Below are 18,924 nucleotides of genomic sequence, written 5' to 3' on the forward strand. Positions count from 1 at the left end.
CGACCTCCTTCAGCGGGGTGTCAGCTCGGCCCGGGCCGCGGCGCGCAGCAGCCCCGGGGTGAGGCGGGAGAGCACCAGCCCGACCTTGGCCTCGGCGGTGACCGGCGCGATCGCGGCGTTGCGGCGGGTGGCGCGCAGGATTTCGGCCGCGGCGCGCTGCGGGGTGAAGTTGCGCCGCTGGTAGAGCCGCTTGGCCGCCTGCTGCCGCCGCGCCTGCTCGGCGTCGTCGGCACCGGCGAAGCGGGTGCTGGTGGTGATGCCGGTGTTGACCAGGCCCGGGCACACCGCGGTGACTCCGATGCCGTCGGCAGCCAGCTCCGCGCGCAGGGACTGGCTGAGGGCCAGCACCGCGGCCTTCGTGGTGCCGTAGGCCGGGAGCAGCTGGGACGGCAGGTACGCGGCGGCCGAGGCGATGTTGACGATCCGCCCGCCCTCGCCCCGGTCGATCATCTGCCGCGCGAACTGCCGGCAGCCGTGGATGACGCCCCACAGGTTGATGTCGATGACCCGCTCCCAGTCGGCGTCCGAGGTGTCCAGGAACGCCCCCGCGAGGCCGATCCCGGCGTTGTTGACCACCACGTCGGGTGTGCCCAGCTCGGCGTGCACCTGCTTGGCGAAGCGCTCCACCGCCGCACCGTCGGCGACGTCCACGCAGTGGGGCGTCGCACCGGCCCCGGTGCGGGTGATCAGCGCGGCGGTGTTCTCGGCGGCGGCCTCGTCGATGTCGGCGACGACCACGTGGGCGCCTTCGGCGGCGAACGCCGCTGCGGTCGCCCTGCCGATCCCGCCGCCCGCACCGGTGACGACCACCAGCTGGTCCTGGAAGTCGCGCCGCCCCGGGCGCACGCGGCTGCGCCGCAGACCGCGCGTCTCGGTGCCGCCCTCGACGTGCTCGACGAGCTCCCCGGCGCACCGGGCGACCAGGTCGGGGCGGCTTCGCGGCAACCAGTGCCCGCCCGGGACGCGGCGGATCCGCAGGTTGGCCACCCACGGGGCGATCTCGGTCTGCATCGGGGTGGAGACGAACGGGTCGCCCGTGGGCGAGAGCACCTGGACCGGGATGTCGGTGCGCCGCTCCCCCGGATCGCCCAGGCGTTCGCGCATGTTCGCCCGGTACAGCGCCAGTCCTCGCACGCCGTCGGACACCGCAGGGCGCGTCGGGTTCTGGGCGGTGCGCGGGTCCAGGCGCTCCAGCGTGCTGATCAGCCGCCCCATCACCCCGGTCCGCCAGGCCAGCTCCGGCAGCGCGGGGAGCTGGAAGAAGCCGATGTAGCCGGAGAAGATCAGCTGGTTGACCAGCTTGCGCAGCGACCGCGGGGTCGGGTGCCGCAGCTTCTCGCGCATCCACCGCCCCGCGTGGTCCAGGCACGGCCCGGAGATCGAGGTGAACGAGGCGAACCGGTGCGCCAGCCGCGGCTCGGTCACCGCGTGCCACGCCTGGATCGAGCCCCAGTCGTGCGCCAGCAGGTGCACCGGCCGGTCCGGGCTGACCAGGTCCGCGACCCGGCCGAGGTCGTCGGCGAGCTGGTCCAGCAGGTAGGCCTCGGTGCGGCGCGGCTTGTCGGACTCCCCCGCACCGCGCACGTCGTAGGTGACCACCCGGAAGCGCCCGGCGAGCGCGGCGACCACCCCGTCCCAGATCGACTGGTCATCGGGATAGCCGTGCACCGCCAGCACGGTCGGGGCCGCCGGATCGCCGTGCTCGCGCACGGCCAACCGCAGTCCGTCGCTGGTGTCGAGCCATCTGCCGGTGTCCGGTTCCCGAGTGCGAGCCATACCCCGGAGCGTACCGACATTGTCAACATTCATTGTCACAGTCGGCGTTGGTTCCAATTTGGACCGCCGCCCGGCGCGGGAGCGCCCTATAGTGCGGGCCATGGCCGACCCGCGGCAGCGCGTGCCCGGCACCGACCGGGTGCTGGCCCACCCGGAGGTGGCCGCCGCAGCTGACCGCCTCGGCCACCGGTTGGTCAAGCAGGCCGTGCACACCGCGCAGCGCCGCGCCCGCGACGGCGAGATCCCGACCTCCGAGGTCGTCGCGGAAACCCTCGCCGCACTCCCGGATTCGGCGTCGAGCAGCCGACCGGTGCTCAACGCGACCGGCGTCCTGCTGCACACCAACCTCGGCCGGGCCCCGCTCTCGCGCGCAGCCGTCGACGCGCTCGGGCGGGCCGCCGGGACCACCGACGTCGAGCTCGACCTGAGCACCGGTCGCCGCGGACCGCGCGGCGCCGCGACACTGGCCGCGCTGCTCTCGGCCGTGCCCCGGGCTGAAGCCGCCCACGTGGTCAACAACGGTGCCGCGGCGCTCGCGCTGGCCGCCACCGCGCTCGCGCAGGGGCGCGAGATCGTGCTGGCGCGCGGGGAGATGGTCGAGATCGGCGACGGTTTCCGGCTGCCCGAACTGCTCACCGCGACCGGCGCGCGACTGCGGGAGATCGGCACCACCAACCGGGTCCGGCTCGACGACTACCGGGCGGCCGTGGGCGCGGACACCGGGTTCGTCCTCAAGGTCCACCCGTCCAACTTCGTGATCAGCGGTTTCACCTCGGCGGTTCCGGTCGCCGCGCTGCGTGGCATCGGCGTGCCGGTGGTGGTCGACATCGGCTCCGGCCTGCTGCACCGGCACCCGGTGCTCCCCGACGAGCCCGACGCCACGAGCGCCCTGGCCGACGGCGCCGACCTGGTCCTGGCCAGCGGTGACAAGCTGCTCGGCGGCCCGCAGGCGGGACTGCTGCTGGGGCGGGCGGAGATCGTCCAGCAGCTGCGCCACCACCCGCTCGCGCGGGCGCTGCGCGTCGACAAGCTCACCCTCGCCGCGCTGGAAGCGACGCTTCGCGGCCCGCGCACGCCGGTCGAACAAGCGCTGCGCCGGGATCAGCGGAGCTTGCTGCTCCGCGCCGAGCGTTTGGCCGAAGCGTTCAGGGCAGCGGGGATTCCCGCCTCCGCCGAGCGCAGCGAAGCGACCGTCGGCGGTGGTGGCGCACCGGGCGTCACGTTGCCCAGCGCGGCGGTCGTGCTGCCCGAACGCTTCGCGGACCTGCTGCGCGGCGGGGCGACACCGGTGCTCGGCTGCGTCGCGCACGACCGGTGCCTGCTCGACCTCGCCGCGGTCCCGCCCGAAGACGACGACGAGCTGCGACGTGCGGTGCTGGCTGTCGCCTGAGGGCGGTGCGTTGGCGGAGCCGGGCCGGGCGTGGCGTAGTGGTCGTACCAGGCCGCGAACGAGGCAGGCACCGATGCACGTCATCGCCACCGCCGGGCACGTCGACCACGGCAAGTCCACGCTGGTCCGCCAGCTCACCGGGACCGACCCGGACCGGTGGGCGGAGGAGCGGCGCCGCGGGCTGACCATCGACCTCGGTTTCGCCTGGACCCGGCTCGCCGACGGCTGCACCACCGCCTTCGTGGACGTGCCCGGGCACGAGCGGTTCGTGCCGAACATGCTGGCCGGGGTCGGTCCGGTGCCCGCGGTGCTGTTCGTCGTCGCCGCCGACGAGGGCTGGATGCCGCAATCCGACGAGCACCTCGACGCCTTGAACGCGCTCGGGGTGCGGCACGGGGTGCTCGCGGTGACCCGATGCGACCTGGCCGACCCCCGCGCGGCGAGCGAGCAGGCCGCGGACCACCTCGCCGGTACGACGCTCGCCGGAATCCCCTGCGTGCCGGTCAGCGGCGCGACCGGTGCGGGGCTCGATGCCCTGCGGACCGAGCTCGACTCGCTGGTCCACCGGCTCCCGGCGGCCGACCGCGACGCCGATGTGCGCCTGTGGATCGACCGGGTGTTCACCGTCCGGGGCGCGGGCACCGTCGTGACCGGCACGCTCACCGCGGGAACCCTGCACGTCGGCGACCACCTCCAGCTGCACCCCGCCGGGATCACCTGCGCCGTTCGCGGCCTGCAAGCCCTCGGCTCACCCGAACCGCAGGTCGGTGCGGTGGCCCGGGTGGCGGTGAACCTCCGCGGCGTCGACTGCGGCCAAGCCCGGCGCGGCGACGCACTGCTGACCCCGGGCCGCTGGCTGAGCACCGAGGTCTTCGACGTCCGCATCCGCCCAACGCCGACGACCTGGCCCGCGGAACTCATGCTGCATATCGGCTCTGCTGCCGCTCCGGTTCGGGTCCGGCCACTCGGACCCGACCACGCGCGGCTGACCTCGAACGTCCCGCTGCCGCTGCGCATCGGTGACCGGGCGTTGCTGCGCGATCCCGGTGGGCACCGGATCCACGGCGGCGTGGACGTTCTCGACGTGCGCCCACCGCCGTTGACCAGGCGTGGAGCCGCGAGGGCCCGCGCTGCCGAACTGGCCGCCATGGACAGCTCCCCCGACGGCGTCGCCGAGCTGCGTCGACGACGCGTGGTCCGCGCCGAGGAACTGCGTGCGATGGGGGCTCCCCCGCCCAGGACGGGTCGGTGGTTGATCTCCGAGGATCACCGAGCCGCACTCGCCGCCCGGCTGGCCGAACTGCTCGCCCAGCACCGGCGGGATGATCCGCTGGCCGACGGGATGCCCGCGGAGGCCGCTCGCCGCGCCTTGGACCTGCCCGATCCGGCGCTGCTGGCGGAGGTCGCCGACACCGCCGGAATCGCCCTGCGAGCCGGGCGGCTGCACGACGAGCGCCCCGACCTGCCCGACCACGTCCGGCGCGGGGTGTCCGCCGTCCGCGAGGCGCTGCTCGACCACCCGTTCCAAGCACCGACTGCCGACGAGCTCTCCGCCTTGGGGCTCGGGGACCGGGAGCTGGCAGCGGCCGCACGCGTCGGCGCGCTGCTGCGTGTCGCTCCCGGTCTGGTGCTGCTGCCCGACGCCGAGCAGGTGGCCGTGGACCGGCTCGACGCGCTGCCCGAACCGTTCACGCTCAGCCAGGCGAAGCGAGCGCTGGACACCACGCGGCGCGTCGCGGTGCCGCTGCTCGAACTGCTCGCGCGCCGGGGTCGGACGCGGCGGCTTCCCGACGGCACGCACCGCGTTGTTTCCCGGTGACCGGTGCAGGAAACTCCGGGGACAGCCCGGGGCGAGTTCTGCGATCTTGCCGCCGCGACCGCATCGTGGACGGCGGGGCGCCGGGCGATGGGAGGCTGCCATGCCGCGCAAGATCTGGACCGGCTCGATCAACTTCGGCCTGGTGACCATCCCGGTCGGCCTCTACGCCGCGACCGAGGACCACACCGTGCAGTTCCACCAGTACGAGCGCGGCACCACCGACCGCATCCGGTACAAGCGGGTCAACGAGCGCACCGGCGAGGAGGTCGGCTACAACGACATCGTCAAGGGGCGCGAGTACGGCGGCGGGGTCATCACCGTCGAGCAGTCCGAACTGGACGAGATCGCCCCCGGCCGCTCCCGCACCATCGACATCACCACCTTCGTCGACCTCGCCGAGATCGACCCGGTGCACTTCCAGAAGACCTACTGGCTGGCCCCGAACAGCAAGGAGCACTTCCGCCCGTACAACCTGCTGCGGCGGGCCATGCAGGACACCGGACGGGCGGGCATCGCGACGTTCGTGCTGCGCGGCAAGCAGTACCTGACCGCGGTGCGCGCCGACACCGACGTGCTGGCGCTGAACACGCTGTACTTCGCCGACGAGATCCGCGATCCCGCCGACCTCGTCGGCGACCAGCCCGAGCAGTCCGGTCCGTCGGCCAAGGAACTGCAGATGGCCACCACCATCATCGAGTCGATGAGCGGACCGTGGGAGCCCGAGGAGTACGAGGACACCTACACCGCGAAGGTCGAGGAGCTGCTCGCGGAGAAGGCCCACGGCGGTGAGATCACCGCCGCCGAGGCCCCGCCGAAACCCACCGACGTCATCGACCTCACCGAGGCGCTGCGGCGCAGCGTCGACGAGGCGCGCAAGGGCCGTGCGCCGCGCCGGGAGGAGGACCTCTCCGAGCTCAGCAAGGCCGAGCTGGACGACCGCGCGAAGGAGCTCGGGATCAAGGGCCGCTCCAAGATGAAGCGCGCCGAGCTGGAGCAGGCGGTCGCCGATGCCAGCGAGAAGCCCACCGGCACCGGCGGTCGCCGTTCCCGCAAGGCCTCCTGAGCCCGGATCGTCGTGCGTGCGGTGACGACCGCGTATCGGCACATGCCCGGTCCCGGAATTCCGCGCGCTGAACGAGTTCGCCGCTCAGGCGTCGAAGTCGATCGTCACCTCGTCGGTGGCCGGCAGGGACTGGCAGGTGAGCACGAAGCCCTGGTCCAGTTCGGAGTCCTCCAGCGCGAAGTTGCGGCGCATCCGGACCTCGCCGCAGGTGACCTTGGCCCGGCAGGTGCCGCAGACCCCGCCCTTGCAGGCGAACGGCAGGTCCGGGCGGACCCGCTGGGCCGCGTCCAGGACCGGGACGTCGCGGGGCAGCGTCATCGGGGTCGTGCGGCCGTCGAGCACCACGGTCACCTCGCTGGTGGGACCTTCGACGGCCGGGTCCTCGTGGTGCGCCGGTTCCGGTGGGGAGTCCTCGACGTAGAACAGCTCCTGGTGGATGCGCTCACCGGACACGCCGCTGTCCCGCAGCACGTCCCGGGCGTCGGTCACCATCCCGTACGGCCCGCACAGCCACCACTGGTCCACCGCCCCGGCATCCACCACGGTGGACAGCAGCGACCGGATCTTGGCCGCGTCCAGCCTGCCGGTGAACAGGTCGGACTCGCGTGGTTCCCGGGACAGGACGTGCACCAGCTCCAGCCGGCTCGGATAGCGGTCCTTCAGATCGGCCAGCTCGTCGGAGAACATCACCGTGCCGCTGCGGCGGTTGCCGTACAGCAGGGTGACGGTCGCGTCGGTCTCGCGCAGCACGGTCGCCGCGATCGAGAGCACCGGCGTGATCCCCGATCCCGCCGCGATGCACACGTGCCGCTCGTGCGCGGTCAGGTCCGGGGTGAAACCGCCGGTGGGCGGCAGCACCTCGACCTGGTCGCCGGGCCGGACCTCCCGCACCAGCCAGTTGGAGAACAGCCCTCCCGCGACCTGGCGCACCCCGATCCGCAGGGCGGCTCCGCGCGGCGCGCAGATCGAGTACGACCGGCGCTCCTCGCGGCCGTCCACGTGGCGGCGCAGCGTCAGCGACTGCCCGGGCCGGAAGTCGAACTCATCGGCCAGTTCCGGGGGGACGTCGAAGCTCACCGCGACCGCGTCCTCGCACAGCCGCTCCACGCTGCTGACGCGCAGCGCGTGGAACTCGGTGCGACGGCGGCGGCCCGCGGCCGGGGCGGGGGCGTCGACGGGGGCGGGAGGGACCACGTCAGATCTCCTTGATGTGCTCGAAAGGCTCGTGGCACGCGCGGCACCGGCGCAACGCCTTGCACGCGGTCGAGCTGAACTGCGAAACCCGCTCGGTGTCCGGTGAACCGCATTGCGGGCACCGGACCTGCGGGCGCGGCGGCGTCAGCGTCAACGGCACCGGACCTGCCGGGGGCCGCGGGGCGGCGCCGGGTGGGGCGATGCCGTAGTCGGCGAGCTTGCGCCGTCCGGCCTCGCTGATCCAGTCGGTGGTCCAGGGCGGGTCCAGCACCGTCCGCACCTCCACCTCGGCGAACCCGGCTTCGTGCAGCCGATCGCTCAGCTCGCTGCGCATCTCGCGCATCGCCGGGCATCCCGAGTAGGTCGGGGTGATGGACACGACCACGGTGCCGTCGTCGGTCATCTCCACGTCGCGCAGGACCCCGAGGTCGGCCAGCGTCAGCACCGGCAGCTCCGGATCGGTGACCGACTCGGCCACCGCACGGGCGCGCCGGAGGTCCGGCTGCGTGCTCGTCACCACGTCGCCTCCGGGTGTGCTCGGGCCAGGCTCTGCATCTCCGCGAGCAGGTAGCCCAGGTGCTCGGTGTGGATGCCGTCGCGGCCGCTGCGCCCGCCGACCCCGGCCAGCGCCGGGACGTCCGGCCGCTGCAGGGTCGCCGCGGTGCAGACCTGGTCGATCACCTCGTCGAACTCGGCGCGCGCCTGCGCCGGGTCGACGCCGATCCCGGCCGCGTCCATCCGCAGCTCGGTCTCGTGCGACGCGAACAGCTCGTCGACCAGCGGCCACACCCCGTCGAGCCCCCGCTGCATGCGGGCGTGCGACACCTCGGTGCCGTCGCCGAGCCGGACCGTCCACTGTGCCGCGTAGTCGCGGTGGTAGGTCAGCTCCTTGACGCCCTTGGCCGCGATCGCCGCCAGCACCGGGTCGCGCGACTCGGCGAGCCGGGTGAACAGCGCCAGCCGCCAGGTGGCGAACACCAGCAGCCGCGCGGTGGTCTCCGCGAAGTCCCCGTTGGGCGATTCGGCCAGCCGCACGTTGCGGAACTCCCGCTCGTCGCGGAAGTACGCCAGCTCGTCCTCCCCGCGCCCGCTGCCGTCGGCCTGCCCGGCGCGGGTCAGCAGCAGCCTGGCCTGCCCCAGCAGGTCCAGCGCGATGTTGGCCAGCGCCAGCTCGTCCTCCAGCTCCGGCGCGCGGGTGACCCACTCGGTCAGCCGGTGCGAGGCGATCAGCGCGTCGTCGCCGAGCATCAGCAGGTAGCGGCTGAACTCGGCACCGTCGACGTCGTCGGGCAGCGCGGTGTCCACGCCGGACAGCGGATCGTCGAATCCGGTGCCGAATGCCCAGCGGGACTCGCCGTCGGGTTCGGCGGCGGTCAGCGCCTCGTAGGCGTTGTCGAACGACATTGAGCCGACCTCACATGTGCGGAACGTTGTCGGGGATCCGGTAGAAGGTGGGGTGCCGGTACACCTTGTCGCCGCTGGGGGCGAAGAACGGATCCTTCTCGTCCGGGCTGGACGCGGTGATCGCGTCCGCCCGCACCACCCAGATGCTCACGCCCTCGTTGCGGCGGGTGTACAGGTTCCGCGCGTTGTGCAGCGCCATCTGCTCGTCCGGGGCGTGCAGCGAACCGACGTGCACGTGGTTGAGCCCCCGCTTGCCCCGGACGAAGACCTCGAACAGCGGCCACGAGGGACGCGGTGCGCCCACCTCGGCGTCCGAACTCATCGCGCGACCTCCTCGCGTGCGGCTTGCTTGGCGGCGTGGGCGGCTGCCGCCTCGCGCACCCACTGCCCTTCCTCGTGCGCGGCCCGGCGCCGGGCCAGCCGCTGCTCGTTGCACGGCCCACCGCCGCCGATGACGCGCTTGAGCTCCGACCAGTCGGGCTCGCCGAAGTCGTAGTGCCCGCGCTCGGCGTTCCAGCGCAGCTCCGGGTCGGGCAGCGTGACGCCCAGCGCCTCGGCCTGCGGAACCGTCATGTCCACGAACTTCTGCCGCAGCTCGTCGTTGGTGTGCCGCTTGATCCGCCACGCCATCGACTGCTGGGTGTTGGGCGAGTCCGCATCGGGCGGACCGAACATCATCAGCGATGGCCACCACCACCGGTCGGTGGCCTCCTGCACCATCTCCCGCTGCTCGGCGGTGCCGCGCATCATCGTCATCAGCAGCTCGTAGCCCTGCCGCTGGTGGAACGACTCCTCCTTGCAGATGCGCACCATCGCCCGCGCGTACGGCCCGAAGGAGCTGCGGCACAGCGGCACCTGGTTGCAGATCGCCGCCCCGTCGACCAGCCAGCCGATCACGCCGATGTCGGCGAAGGTCAGCGTCGGGTAGTTGAAGATCGACGAGTACTTCTGCCGCCGGTCGATGAGCTTCTCGGTCAGCTCGGCGCGGTCCACGCCCAGCGTTTCGGCCGCGGAGTACAGGTAGAGCCCGTGCCCGGCCTCGTCCTGCACCTTGGCCAGCAGGATCGCCTTGCGCCGCAGGCTCGGCGTCCTGGTCAGCCAGTTCCCCTCCGGCTGCATGCCGATGATCTCGGAGTGCGCGTGCTGCGCGATCTGGCGCACCAGGGTCTTGCGGTAGCCCTCCGGCATCCAGTCGCGCGGCTCGATGCGCTGGTCGTGGGCGATCCGCTCGTCGAAGTGCCGCTGCAGCTCGGCGTCCCCGAGCTGGTCGGCCCGCACCGTGGTCGTCATGGTCACTCCTGGGTCTCCGGTCGCTTCGCGACCAGGGTCAGCACGTCGTACTTGGCCACCGAGGCGCCGTCCTGGTTGGTCACGTCCACGTCCCAGCGGACCTCGCCGTGCTCGGCCCCGACCCGCGGCGTGATCTGCTTGGCGGTCATGGTCACGGTGATCTCGTCGCCCGGGTAGGTCGGCGTGAGGAACCGGAGGTTCTCCAGCCCGTAGTTGGCCAGCACCGGGCCCGGGTCCGGGTCGACGAACAGCCCGGCCGCGAAGGAGACCACCAGGTAGCCGTGCGCGACCCGCCCGTCGAAGAACGGGTTGGCCCGGGCCGCCTCCTCGTCGGTGTGGGCGTAGAAGGTGTCGCCGGTGAACTCGGCGAAGTGCGCCACGTCCTCCATCGTCACCCGGCGCGGCCCGGCGACCACCGTGTCGCCGATGCGCAGCTCCTCCAGGTGCTTGCGGAACGGGTGCACGTCGGTGGTGGTGCGCGGGCTCCCGGTCACCCACTGCCCGGTGATCGCGGTCAGCGTCGCCGGATCGGCCTGCACCGCGGTGCGCTGCATGTGGTGCAGGACGCCGCGCACCCCGCCCATCTCCTCGCCACCGCCGGCCCGTCCCGGACCGCCGTGGACCAGCGCGGGCAGCGGCGAGCCGTGCCCGGTGCTCTCCTCGGCGTTGTCGCGGTTGAGCACCAGCATCCGGCCGTGCCGGGACGCCGCGCCCAGCACCACCTCGCGGGCGAAGGCCGGATCGGCGCTGACCACGGATCCGGCCAGGCTGCCCTTGCCCCGCCGCGCGAGCTCGACCGCCTGCGCCGTGCTCTCGTACGGCATCAGCGTGCTGACCGGGCCGAAGGCCTCCACCTCGTGCGGCTGCGGCTGGTCCGGGTCGTCGCAGCGGACCAGCAGCGGCGACAGGAACGCACCGCGCTCCGGGTCCGCGTCGACGACCTCGACGCGCTCCGGATCACCGTGCACGAGGGTGCCCGCTTCCAGCAGCGCCTTCAGCGACCGCCGCACCTCCTCGCGCTGCTCCAGGCTGGCCAGCGCGCCCATCCGCACCCCCGGTGCGGACGGGTTGCCCACGACGACCTTCTCCAGCCGCGCCTTGACCGCGGCGACCACGTCGTCCATCCGATCGGCGGGCACCAGCGCGCGGCGGATCGCGGTGCACTTCTGCCCCGCCTTGACCGTCATCTCGGTGACCAGCTGCTTGACGAACAGGTCGAACTCGGCGCTGCCGGGCTCGGCGTCCGGGCCCAGGATCGAGCAGTTCAGCGAGTCCGCCTCCACGTTGAACCGCACCGAGTTCGCCGCCACCACCGGGTGCGCGCGCAGCCGCTGCCCGGTGGCCGCCGACCCGGTGAACGACACCAGGTCCTGGTCGGTGAGGTGCTCGAACAGGTCGCCGACGCTGCCGCAGACCAGCTGCAGCGTCCCCTCGGGCAGCAGCCCGGAACCGATCATCAGCTCCACCAGCCGGTGGGTCAGGTAGGCGGTCTGGCTGGCCGGTTTGACCAGGGTGGGCACCCCGGCCAGGAACGCGGGGGCGAACTTCTCCAGCGGTCCCCACACCGGGAAGTTGAACGCGTTGATCTGCACCGCGACGCCGCGCAGCGGGGTGCAGACGTGCTGACCGACGAAGGTGCCGCCCTTGCTCAGCGGCTCCACCGCGCCGTCGACGTAGACCGTGCTGTTCGGCATTTCCCGCCGACCCTTGCTGGAGTACCCGAACAGCACGCCGATCCCGCCGTCGACGTCGAACTTCGAGTCGCCGAGCGTCGCCCCCGTGCGCGCCGACAGCGCGTACAGCTCCTCCCGGTGCTCGCGCAGGTGGGAGGCGAGGCTCTTCAGCAGCGCGGCCCGCTGGTGGAAGGTCAGCTCCGCCAGCGCCGGTCCGCCGCGATCGCGGCCGTACGCCAGCGCGGCAGCCATGTCGACCCCGGCCGAGGAGACCCGCGCGACCTCTTCACCGGTCACCGCGTCGTGCAGCGGCACGCCCTCCTCCGCAGGCGCGTGCCAGTCACCGTTGACGTAGCTCCGCAGGGCAGCCATGCAGCCCGACCTCCTCGCGTCCGGCCTCCGCCGGAGTTGGATTTCCTTTACTGACCGTTCATTCGAAAAAGTAGCACGCACGTTCGCCCCGGAACACCACCCGAAGCGGCGAAATCCGCCTTGACCGAGCCAGCAGGACCACTCCGGACGAACTCCCTTGACAGCCCGCCACCGGCCGGGATTAATTACTGACTGTTCGTTCGGCTGCTAGGCGGTGCACAGTGCAGGAACCCAGCGCGACGAGGCGCAATCCGGCTCAGGCGATGTTCGACGAGGACCGCGCTTCGCAGGCGCTGGGCATCGAGCTGCTCGACGTCGGCAGCGGCACCGCCCGCGCCCGGATGACGATCACCGCGACGATGGTGAACGGGCACGGGATCGCGCACGGCGGCTACCTCTTCCTGCTGGCCGACACGACCTTCGCGTGCGCCTGCAACAGCCACGGCCCGACCACCGTCGCGGCCCGCGCGGACGTCACCTTCATCCGCCCGGCGCGGCTCGGCGACCAGCTGGTGGCCCGCGCGGTGGAGCGCACCCGGTTCGGGCGCAGCGGGATCTACGACGTCTCCGTGCACCGCGGCGAGGAGCTGATCGCCGAGTTCCGCGGGCACAGCCGAACGATCGGCGCAGCAGCGACCAGCGAGTCCGAGGGAGCAAGGCGATGACCGCGACCACCGAGGAGCACTCCGCAGCCCGCAGGCTCGGGCCCGCGCCGGACCCGGCCGAGCTGGACCCCGCGGAGCGGTACTCGGCCGACGAGCTGGCCGCGGTGCAGCTGGAGCGGCTGCAGCGGACGCTGCGGCACGCCTACGAGAACGTGCCGCTGTACCGGGCGAAGTTCGACCGCGCCGGGGTGCGGCCGGAGGACTGCCGCAGCCTGGCCGACCTGGCGAAGTTCCCGCACACCACCAAGCAGGACCTGCGGGAGAACTACCCGTACGGCATGTTCGCGGTCCCGCTGGACCAGGTGCGCCGGCTGCACGCCTCCAGCGGCACCACCGGCAAGCCGACGGTGGTCGGCTACACCGAGGGCGACCTGCGGACCTGGGCCGACCTGGTCGCGCGCTCCATCCGCGCGGCGGGCGGCCGGGCCGGTCAGCGGGTGCACGTCGCCTACGGCTACGGGCTGTTCACCGGCGGCCTCGGCGCGCACTACGGCGCCGAGCGGCTGGGGTGCACGGTCATCCCCGCCTCCGGCGGCATGACCGCCCGGCAGGTGCAGATCATCCAGGACTTCCAGCCCGAGATCATCATGGTCACGCCGTCCTACCTGCTGACCCTGATCGACGAGTTCGAGCGGCGGGGCATCGACCCGCGCAGCACCTCGCTGCGGACCGCGATCCTCGGCGCCGAGCCGTGGACCGAGCAGATGCGCCAGGAGATCGAGCAGCGGCTGGACCTCGACGCGGTCGACATCTACGGCCTGTCCGAGGTGATGGGGCCCGGGGTGGCCAACGAGTGCGCGGAGACCAAGGACGGCCCGCACATCTGGGAGGACCACTTCTACCCCGAGGTGATCGACCCGTTCACCGAGGAGGTGCTGCCCGACGGCAGCGAGGGCGAGCTGGTGTTCACCTCGCTGACCAAGGAGGCGATGCCGATCATCCGGTACCGGACCCGCGACCTGACCCGCCTGCTGCCCGGCACGGCGCGGCCGATGCGGCGGATGGCCAAGATCACCGGCCGCAGCGACGACATGATCATCCTGCGCGGGGTCAACGTCTACCCGACCCAGATCGAGGAGCTGGTGCTGCGCACCGACGGGCTCTCCCCGCACTTCCAGCTGGTGCTCACCCGGGAGGGCCGGATGGACAAGATGACCGTGCGGGTGGAGGCCCGGACCGACTGCCCCGCGCCACGGCGGGAGGCGGCCGCGGCCGAGCTGCTGCGCGCCATCAAGGACGGCGTCGGGATCAGCACCGAGATCGCCGTGGTGGACCCGGACACGCTGGAGCGCTCCGTGGGCAAGCTGCGGCGGATCGTCGACCGCCGGGAATCCTGACCGAACGGCCGGTCGACGGGCTGGAATACTCGGAGCCATGGCTGACAACGCTGGACGCGGGAACCGCCGGGGTCGACCGGGGTACGACCTCGGCAGGCTGCTGGACGTCTCGGTGCGCGTGTTCAACGAGCGCGGGTACGAGGGCACCAGCATGGAGGTCCTCGCGCAGCGGCTGGGCATCACCAAGTCGGCGATCTACTACCACGTCTCTGGCAAGGACGAGCTGCTGCGGCTGAGCGTCAACCGGGCGCTGGACGCGTTGTTCGCGGTCGTCGAGGAGGAGGCCGCCACCACCGGCCGGGCCATCGACCGGCTCGAGCACGTCGTGCGCCGCAGCATCGAGGTGCTGGTGGCCGAGCTGCCGTTCGTCACGCTGCTGCTGCGGGTGCGCGGCAACACCCGGGTCGAGCGGCAGGCGCTGGCCCGGCGCCGCGAGTTCGACCTGGTGGTCAGCGAGCTGGTCGAGCAGGCCGAGGCCGAGGGCAGCATCCGCCCGGACGTCGATCCGGCGCTGACCACCAGGCTGCTGTTCGGCATGGTCAACTCGATCATCGAGTGGTACAAGCCGAGCCGCGGGATGCGCGCCGAGCAGATCGCCGACGCGGTGACCAAGATCGCGTTCGACGGCCTGCGCACCGGGGCGCGCAATCCCGCCTGAAATTTCTTCGACAGTTCACGTCACACCCGGGCTCCGGGCCGGTCTCGATCACGTGGGCGTTCTGGAGCGCCCGCGCGCGTGCGGAACGCAGAGGGGATTCCGCTCGCGAAGGCCGCCGGTCGTGACAGGGGTGGATGTGAGTCGCGACCGGCGGCCCCCGCTCCGCCCGCGTGGGCAACTCCCTCACCGGCCATCAGCGCCGAGGTTCTCCAACTTCCTTGCGCGGCAGGGAAAAACGCGGTCTCGGAAGCCCTGGTCCGGCTCTGCAACCACACCGGCCCCAAGCGCCACGACGTCGTTGCGCTCCGGGTTCGCCGGACTCGGCTGAAATCAGCGTGTGGGTGACAAAAGTCCCCTGCGATCTAGCCGCCGGGCCGCTTAGGCTTCCTGCGTTGTGGCCGTTCGGGGCCCGGCGGTCGCCGAGGTGGATCCGCTGAACTGGGGCAGCGCGAGCACGCCCGGGACGACGTGAGCACGCCGATCGCCGGTTCGACAGCCCCGCGGTCCTTCCTCCCTCTCGCCCAGGCGTCGCGGACGAGCACACCCACTTGGAGGCGATTGTGTCACGGCTTGAGTCGATCGCTCGCGCCTTCCTCCGGTACCTCTACGAGGACCACCGGTTCCGCCCGGAGGTCGCGGACTTCTTCGACAGCCCGGCGGCCGAGGCCGCCGCGGTCCAGCCGTCGTGGGCCGAGCTGGCCGACGTGCTGCAGGCGCTGCGCGAGCGCGAGCTGATCGCCACCAGCGGTGAGGGGCAGCTGGGCGCGCCCGCCCGGGCCGGGCTCACCGGCTCCGGTCTGATCTGCGCTGGTCGGCACGACGGCGACATCACGTCCTGGGCCCGGTCGCAGTCGGTGGCCGTGCTGGACGCCCCGGCCGAGCCGGTGGTGCCGCAGGCCCGGTCGGCGATCGAGACGACACCGCGCCGCATCGACTACTCGGGGTTGACGCGGGTCGCCAAGGTGGTGCTGCTGGCCCTGCCGACGGTGCACGCGCGCTACGGCGACACGGTCGAGATCGAGTCGACCGCCCGGCGGCTGTGCGAGGCGACCCGCCAGGAGCAACCGGACGCGGGGCGGGTGCGGCTGCTGGCGCAGCGGTTGCGGTCCGACCTGTCGACCAGCTCGGTCGCCAACACCCTCGGCGTGGTGCTGCTCGACGGCCTGGACGAGGCCCTCGCCGAGAGCGGGCTCGGGTAGGGGCGCCCCCGCGGTCGACCGTCCTCATCGGACCCCGGTAGTGACGGGGTTCACCGCGAGCGGCCACCGTGCGCACACCTGCGCACTCCGTGTGCTGAGATTTCCGGTATGGGAACGGGCACCAGGTCGTCGGCGGCAGCGCGCCGCGAGCTCGACGCCGCCCGCATCCCGCCGCACCTGCGCGCCGCCTACCGGCGGTGCCGGGCGCTCAACGCGCAGCACGGCCGCACCTACTTCCTGGCCACCCGCCTGCTGGCCCCGGCACAGCGACCCGCCGTGCACGCGCTCTACGGGTTCGCGCGGTGGGTCGACGACATCGTCGACGAAACCGGGTCGCGCACGGTGCTGGAGCGCCAGCAGGAGATCGACCGGCTGGACGGCGAGCTGCGCGCTGGTCTGCGCGCCGGGCGCAGTCGGCACCCGATCATCGCCGCGCTGGTCGACACCACGTCGCGGCACGACATCGACCCGGCGCTGTTCACCGACTTCATGGCCTCGATGCGGATGGACCTGACCGTCCGCGACTACCCCACCCGCGCCGCGCTGGACGCCTACGTGCACGGGTCGGCCGCGGTGATCGGGCTCCAGCTGCTGCCGGTGTTCGGGACGGTGTCGCCGAGCGCGGAGGCCGCCCCCTACGCCGCCGCGCTGGGCGAGGCCTTCCAGCTGACGAACTTCCTGCGCGACGTCGCCGAGGACCTCGACCGCGGGCGGGTCTACCTGCCGCTGGAGGAGCTGGCCGCCTTCGGCGTGGACCGCGAGCGGCTGGCGTGGTGCCACCGCGCCGGACGTCCCGACCGCCGGGTGCGGCAGGCCTTCGCCGACCAGGTGGCGCGCACCCGCGCGCTCTACCGCAACGCGGAACCCGGCATCGCGCTCCTCGCACCCCGCTCGCGCCCCTGCGTGCGCACCGCGTTCACGCTCTACGGCGAAATCCTGGACTGCATCGTGGAGTCCGGTTACGACGTGTTCCGCCGCCGGGTGGCGGTGTCCGGACCTCGGCGGTTCGGCGTGGCCGCGACGGCGGTCAGCGCGGTGGTCGCGGCGAGCCTGCGCAGCTGAAGGCATGTCGATCAGCCCGCTCGGGTAACTCATCTGCGTGAGGCCTTCGCCGGTTCGGGCGCATCGGGCCGGAAACCGACGCTGTGGGGAGCGCGACCAGATGAGCAGCGGAACGCCGGGCTGGCGGGACGTCGACACGACCTCCGACCTGATCGAGCAGGCCGGTCGCCGGTTGGAGCGCAGCGCCCGCGAGCTCGCCCGGTCGCCGGAGGCGATCGCCGAGGCGCGGGAGGCGCTGCTCGTGATCACCGCGACCAGCGCTCGGCTCGCCCGGCAGCTGGACGGGCTGGCCTCGGCGTGCAAGCAACCCAACACCACCGAGCCCTCGGCGGTGCACGTCGCGCTCGACCAGGCGGCCGCGGCCGCCGAAGACCTCGGGAACTGCACGAAGGTCGCCGCGCAGGCCATTTACGACGGAGAATGACCAGCGCGGGACGTGCGGAGGGCTGCCTCCGGGCCGATTCCCCGGAGGCAGCCCTCGTCTTGGACAGATTGGTTCCCGTGGCGGTGCCGGTAGCGGAACCTCGGGCGCTCCCTGGACTGCGGCTTGCGACAGGCTCGCGCCGGTGTTGCGGCCCGCCTCGCGGCTGCGGTCGAAGCGGACTCAGCCGTCTAACCGATCACGGTGCCTGGACCAGCCCCGCGCCCACGTCGGTGGCGGGCAGCGGCAGGCGGCGCGCCGTCTGCGACAGCCGCGCCCACAGGCCCCACGCCCGCTCCGCGTGCTGCTGGGCGTACAGCGCGGCCACGCCGGAGACGTGCGGGGTGGCCATGCTGGTACCGCTGAGCTTGCGGTAGCGCTCCGCGCCCGGCCAGCTGGAGTAGACGTCCACGCCGGGGCCGACCAGGTCGACCTGGCCGATCTCGTCGACCGTGCCGGAGGAGAAGTCGGCGATCTGCAGCTGGGGGTCGACCGCGCCGACGGCCATGATCGACGGGCAGTTCGCCGGGTGCCCGACCGGGGCGATGGTGCCGGCCGACCGCTGGCTCTCGTTGCCCGCCGCGGCGATGATCAGCGTGCCGCGCTCCATCGCCCGCTGCGCGACCTTCTCGAAGGCGTCGGAGAACGGCGCACCGGGTTCGGTGGGCGCGCCGAGGGACATCGACACCACCGCGCAGCCGTTGGAGATCGCCCACTGGATGCCGGACAGGATGCCGCCGTCGGTGCCCGAGCCGTCGTCGCCGAGCACCTTGCCCGCGTAGATGCTGGCCTCCGAGGCGATGCCGTAGCCGGGGCCCTCCGAGGAGGTCCGCGGGCCGCAGGACGTCCCGATCACGTGGGTGCCGTGGCCGTGCCCGTCCTGGACGTCCTGGCCCTCGACGAAGGAGCCGGTGACGATGTCGCGGTTGGCGAAGTCGGGGTGCTTGAGGTCCAGCCCGGTGTCGAGCACCGCGACCCGGACGTCCTTGCCGGTGGGCTGGCTGCGGTCGGCGCGCACCGACTGCAGGCCCCAGGTGAACTCGCCGTCCTCGGCGGAGGTCGACGGCTCGCCGATGGCGAACACCCGGCGCTCGGCCTCGATCGCCGCGATCGGCCCGGTCTCGCCCGCCGCGCGCTGCAGCGAGCTGAACTGGTCGTCGTCCGCGCTGATCAGCGCGACGCCGAGGTCGTGCAGGACGATCCCGCCCGCGCTGCGGAACAGCTCGCCGGGCGCCGCGCCGGCGGCGTCGGCGGTGTTGGCGCAGCGGATGCCGGTCAGCCGGGACAGCTCGCGGGTCCCGATGATGGTCGCGTTGTCTTCCAGCAGCACCAGATAGCGTCCGGTGGAGTTCTGCTCGCTGGTGGTCATGGTCGCTCACCTCGGCGGTAGGTTGGGTGGCTCGCCACAGCGTTCCCAGATTTCGCCACAGCGCTCCCAGGTGTATCGCGCACTACGTTGCGTCACAAGCACCCAGCCGGGTAAGGCCTGCACTTTCCGTACTGCGGCTCCCGGCTTCCACCGCGGTTTCCGCTGAACACAACACCTTCGGGATACCACGGACGGGGGCCCGTCCGGCACGACGCGCAGGCGCGGTGCGGCA

The 18,924-nt window shown here is 72.7% G+C and carries 17 protein-coding genes; 9 read left to right on the forward strand and 8 right to left on the reverse strand.

Features of this window, described 5'->3' with window-relative positions; all coding sequences use genetic code 11:
* Positions 1-9: 9 nt before the first annotated feature.
* A complete protein-coding gene (locus F1721_RS11850) occupies positions 10-1,776 on the reverse strand; it encodes an SDR family oxidoreductase (protein ID WP_150066675.1) in 1,767 nt (588 codons plus the stop codon).
* 100 nt (positions 1,777-1,876) lie between these two features.
* On the opposite strand from F1721_RS11850, the gene selA reads away from it, so the two are divergent.
* The 3 genes from selA (at position 1,877) to ku (ending at position 6,048) form a co-directional block, all read left to right on the forward strand.
* The gene (gene selA / locus F1721_RS11855; RefSeq protein ID WP_150066676.1) at positions 1,877-3,166 is read left to right on the forward strand and encodes an L-seryl-tRNA(Sec) selenium transferase; all 1,290 of its coding nucleotides are present in this window, start codon (positions 1,877-1,879) and stop codon (positions 3,164-3,166) included.
* A gap of 73 nt (positions 3,167-3,239) precedes the next feature.
* Positions 3,240-4,985 (forward strand): selenocysteine-specific translation elongation factor, encoded by a 1,746-nt coding sequence (gene selB, locus F1721_RS11860; RefSeq protein WP_150066677.1) that lies wholly within the window; start codon positions 3,240-3,242, stop codon positions 4,983-4,985.
* 100 nt (positions 4,986-5,085) lie between these two features.
* Entirely contained in the window at positions 5,086-6,048 is a 963-nt protein-coding gene (gene ku, locus F1721_RS11865; RefSeq protein WP_150066678.1) for a non-homologous end joining protein Ku, read from the forward strand.
* A gap of 84 nt (positions 6,049-6,132) precedes the next feature.
* Here ku and paaE read toward each other — a convergent pair whose 3' ends face one another.
* From paaE to paaZ, 6 genes are read right to left on the reverse strand one after another with little or no spacing between them, the layout of a single operon-like run.
* The gene (gene paaE / locus F1721_RS11870; RefSeq protein WP_150066679.1) at positions 6,133-7,242 is read right to left on the reverse strand and encodes a 1,2-phenylacetyl-CoA epoxidase subunit PaaE; all 1,110 of its coding nucleotides are present in this window, start codon (positions 7,240-7,242) and stop codon (positions 6,133-6,135) included.
* A gap of 1 nt (position 7,243) precedes the next feature.
* Positions 7,244-7,762, reverse strand: coding sequence for a 1,2-phenylacetyl-CoA epoxidase subunit PaaD (gene paaD, locus F1721_RS11875; RefSeq protein WP_211840437.1), 519 nt, complete (start codon positions 7,760-7,762; stop codon positions 7,244-7,246).
* On the reverse strand, positions 7,756-8,646 hold the full coding sequence (gene paaC, locus F1721_RS11880; RefSeq protein WP_150066681.1) for a 1,2-phenylacetyl-CoA epoxidase subunit PaaC: 891 nt from the start codon (positions 8,644-8,646) through the stop codon (positions 7,756-7,758). The genes paaD and paaC overlap by 7 nt, the downstream gene beginning before the upstream one ends.
* 10 nt (positions 8,647-8,656) lie before the next feature.
* A complete protein-coding gene (gene paaB / locus F1721_RS11885; RefSeq protein ID WP_093145906.1) occupies positions 8,657-8,968 on the reverse strand; it encodes a 1,2-phenylacetyl-CoA epoxidase subunit PaaB in 312 nt (103 codons plus the stop codon).
* Positions 8,965-9,936, reverse strand: coding sequence for a 1,2-phenylacetyl-CoA epoxidase subunit PaaA (gene paaA / locus F1721_RS11890; protein ID WP_150066682.1), 972 nt, complete (start codon positions 9,934-9,936; stop codon positions 8,965-8,967). Before paaA ends, paaB begins: the two co-directional genes overlap by 4 nt.
* 2 nt (positions 9,937-9,938) lie before the next feature.
* Entirely contained in the window at positions 9,939-11,981 is a 2,043-nt protein-coding gene (gene paaZ / locus F1721_RS11895) for a phenylacetic acid degradation bifunctional protein PaaZ (protein ID WP_150066683.1), read from the reverse strand.
* A 263-nt stretch (positions 11,982-12,244) separates the two neighbouring features.
* On the opposite strand from paaZ, the gene paaI reads away from it, so the two are divergent.
* The 6 genes from paaI to F1721_RS11925 all read left to right on the forward strand — a co-directional run bounded on the left by paaI (position 12,245) and on the right by F1721_RS11925 (position 17,326).
* Complete coding sequence (gene paaI / locus F1721_RS11900) at positions 12,245-12,646, forward strand: hydroxyphenylacetyl-CoA thioesterase PaaI (RefSeq protein ID WP_150066684.1); 402 nt, start codon at positions 12,245-12,247, stop codon at positions 12,644-12,646.
* Positions 12,643-13,983 carry a phenylacetate--CoA ligase PaaK gene (gene paaK / locus F1721_RS11905; RefSeq protein ID WP_150066685.1) on the forward strand — a complete coding sequence of 447 codons (1,341 nt, stop codon included), beginning with the start codon at positions 12,643-12,645 and terminating at the stop codon, positions 13,981-13,983. The genes paaI and paaK overlap by 4 nt, the downstream gene beginning before the upstream one ends.
* A gap of 37 nt (positions 13,984-14,020) precedes the next feature.
* A complete protein-coding gene (locus tag F1721_RS11910; protein ID WP_150066686.1) occupies positions 14,021-14,641 on the forward strand; it encodes a TetR/AcrR family transcriptional regulator in 621 nt (206 codons plus the stop codon).
* A 560-nt stretch (positions 14,642-15,201) separates the two neighbouring features.
* Entirely contained in the window at positions 15,202-15,840 is a 639-nt protein-coding gene (locus tag F1721_RS11915) for a hypothetical protein (protein WP_150066687.1), read from the forward strand.
* A gap of 108 nt (positions 15,841-15,948) precedes the next feature.
* Positions 15,949-16,902, forward strand: a complete 954-nt coding sequence (locus F1721_RS11920) for a phytoene/squalene synthase family protein (protein WP_150066688.1) — start codon at positions 15,949-15,951, stop codon at positions 16,900-16,902.
* A gap of 100 nt (positions 16,903-17,002) precedes the next feature.
* On the forward strand, positions 17,003-17,326 hold the full coding sequence (locus tag F1721_RS11925; RefSeq protein ID WP_150066689.1) for a hypothetical protein: 324 nt from the start codon (positions 17,003-17,005) through the stop codon (positions 17,324-17,326).
* A gap of 196 nt (positions 17,327-17,522) precedes the next feature.
* On the opposite strand, the gene F1721_RS11930 is transcribed toward F1721_RS11925, so the two are convergent.
* Positions 17,523-18,692, reverse strand: a complete 1,170-nt coding sequence (locus tag F1721_RS11930) for a S8 family peptidase (RefSeq protein ID WP_150066690.1) — start codon at positions 18,690-18,692, stop codon at positions 17,523-17,525.
* Positions 18,693-18,924 lie beyond the last annotated feature (232 nt).

Origin of the sequence: Saccharopolyspora hirsuta (genome assembly GCF_008630535.1) — a bacterium.
Taxonomy (GTDB): Bacteria; Actinomycetota; Actinomycetes; order Mycobacteriales; family Pseudonocardiaceae; genus Saccharopolyspora; species Saccharopolyspora hirsuta.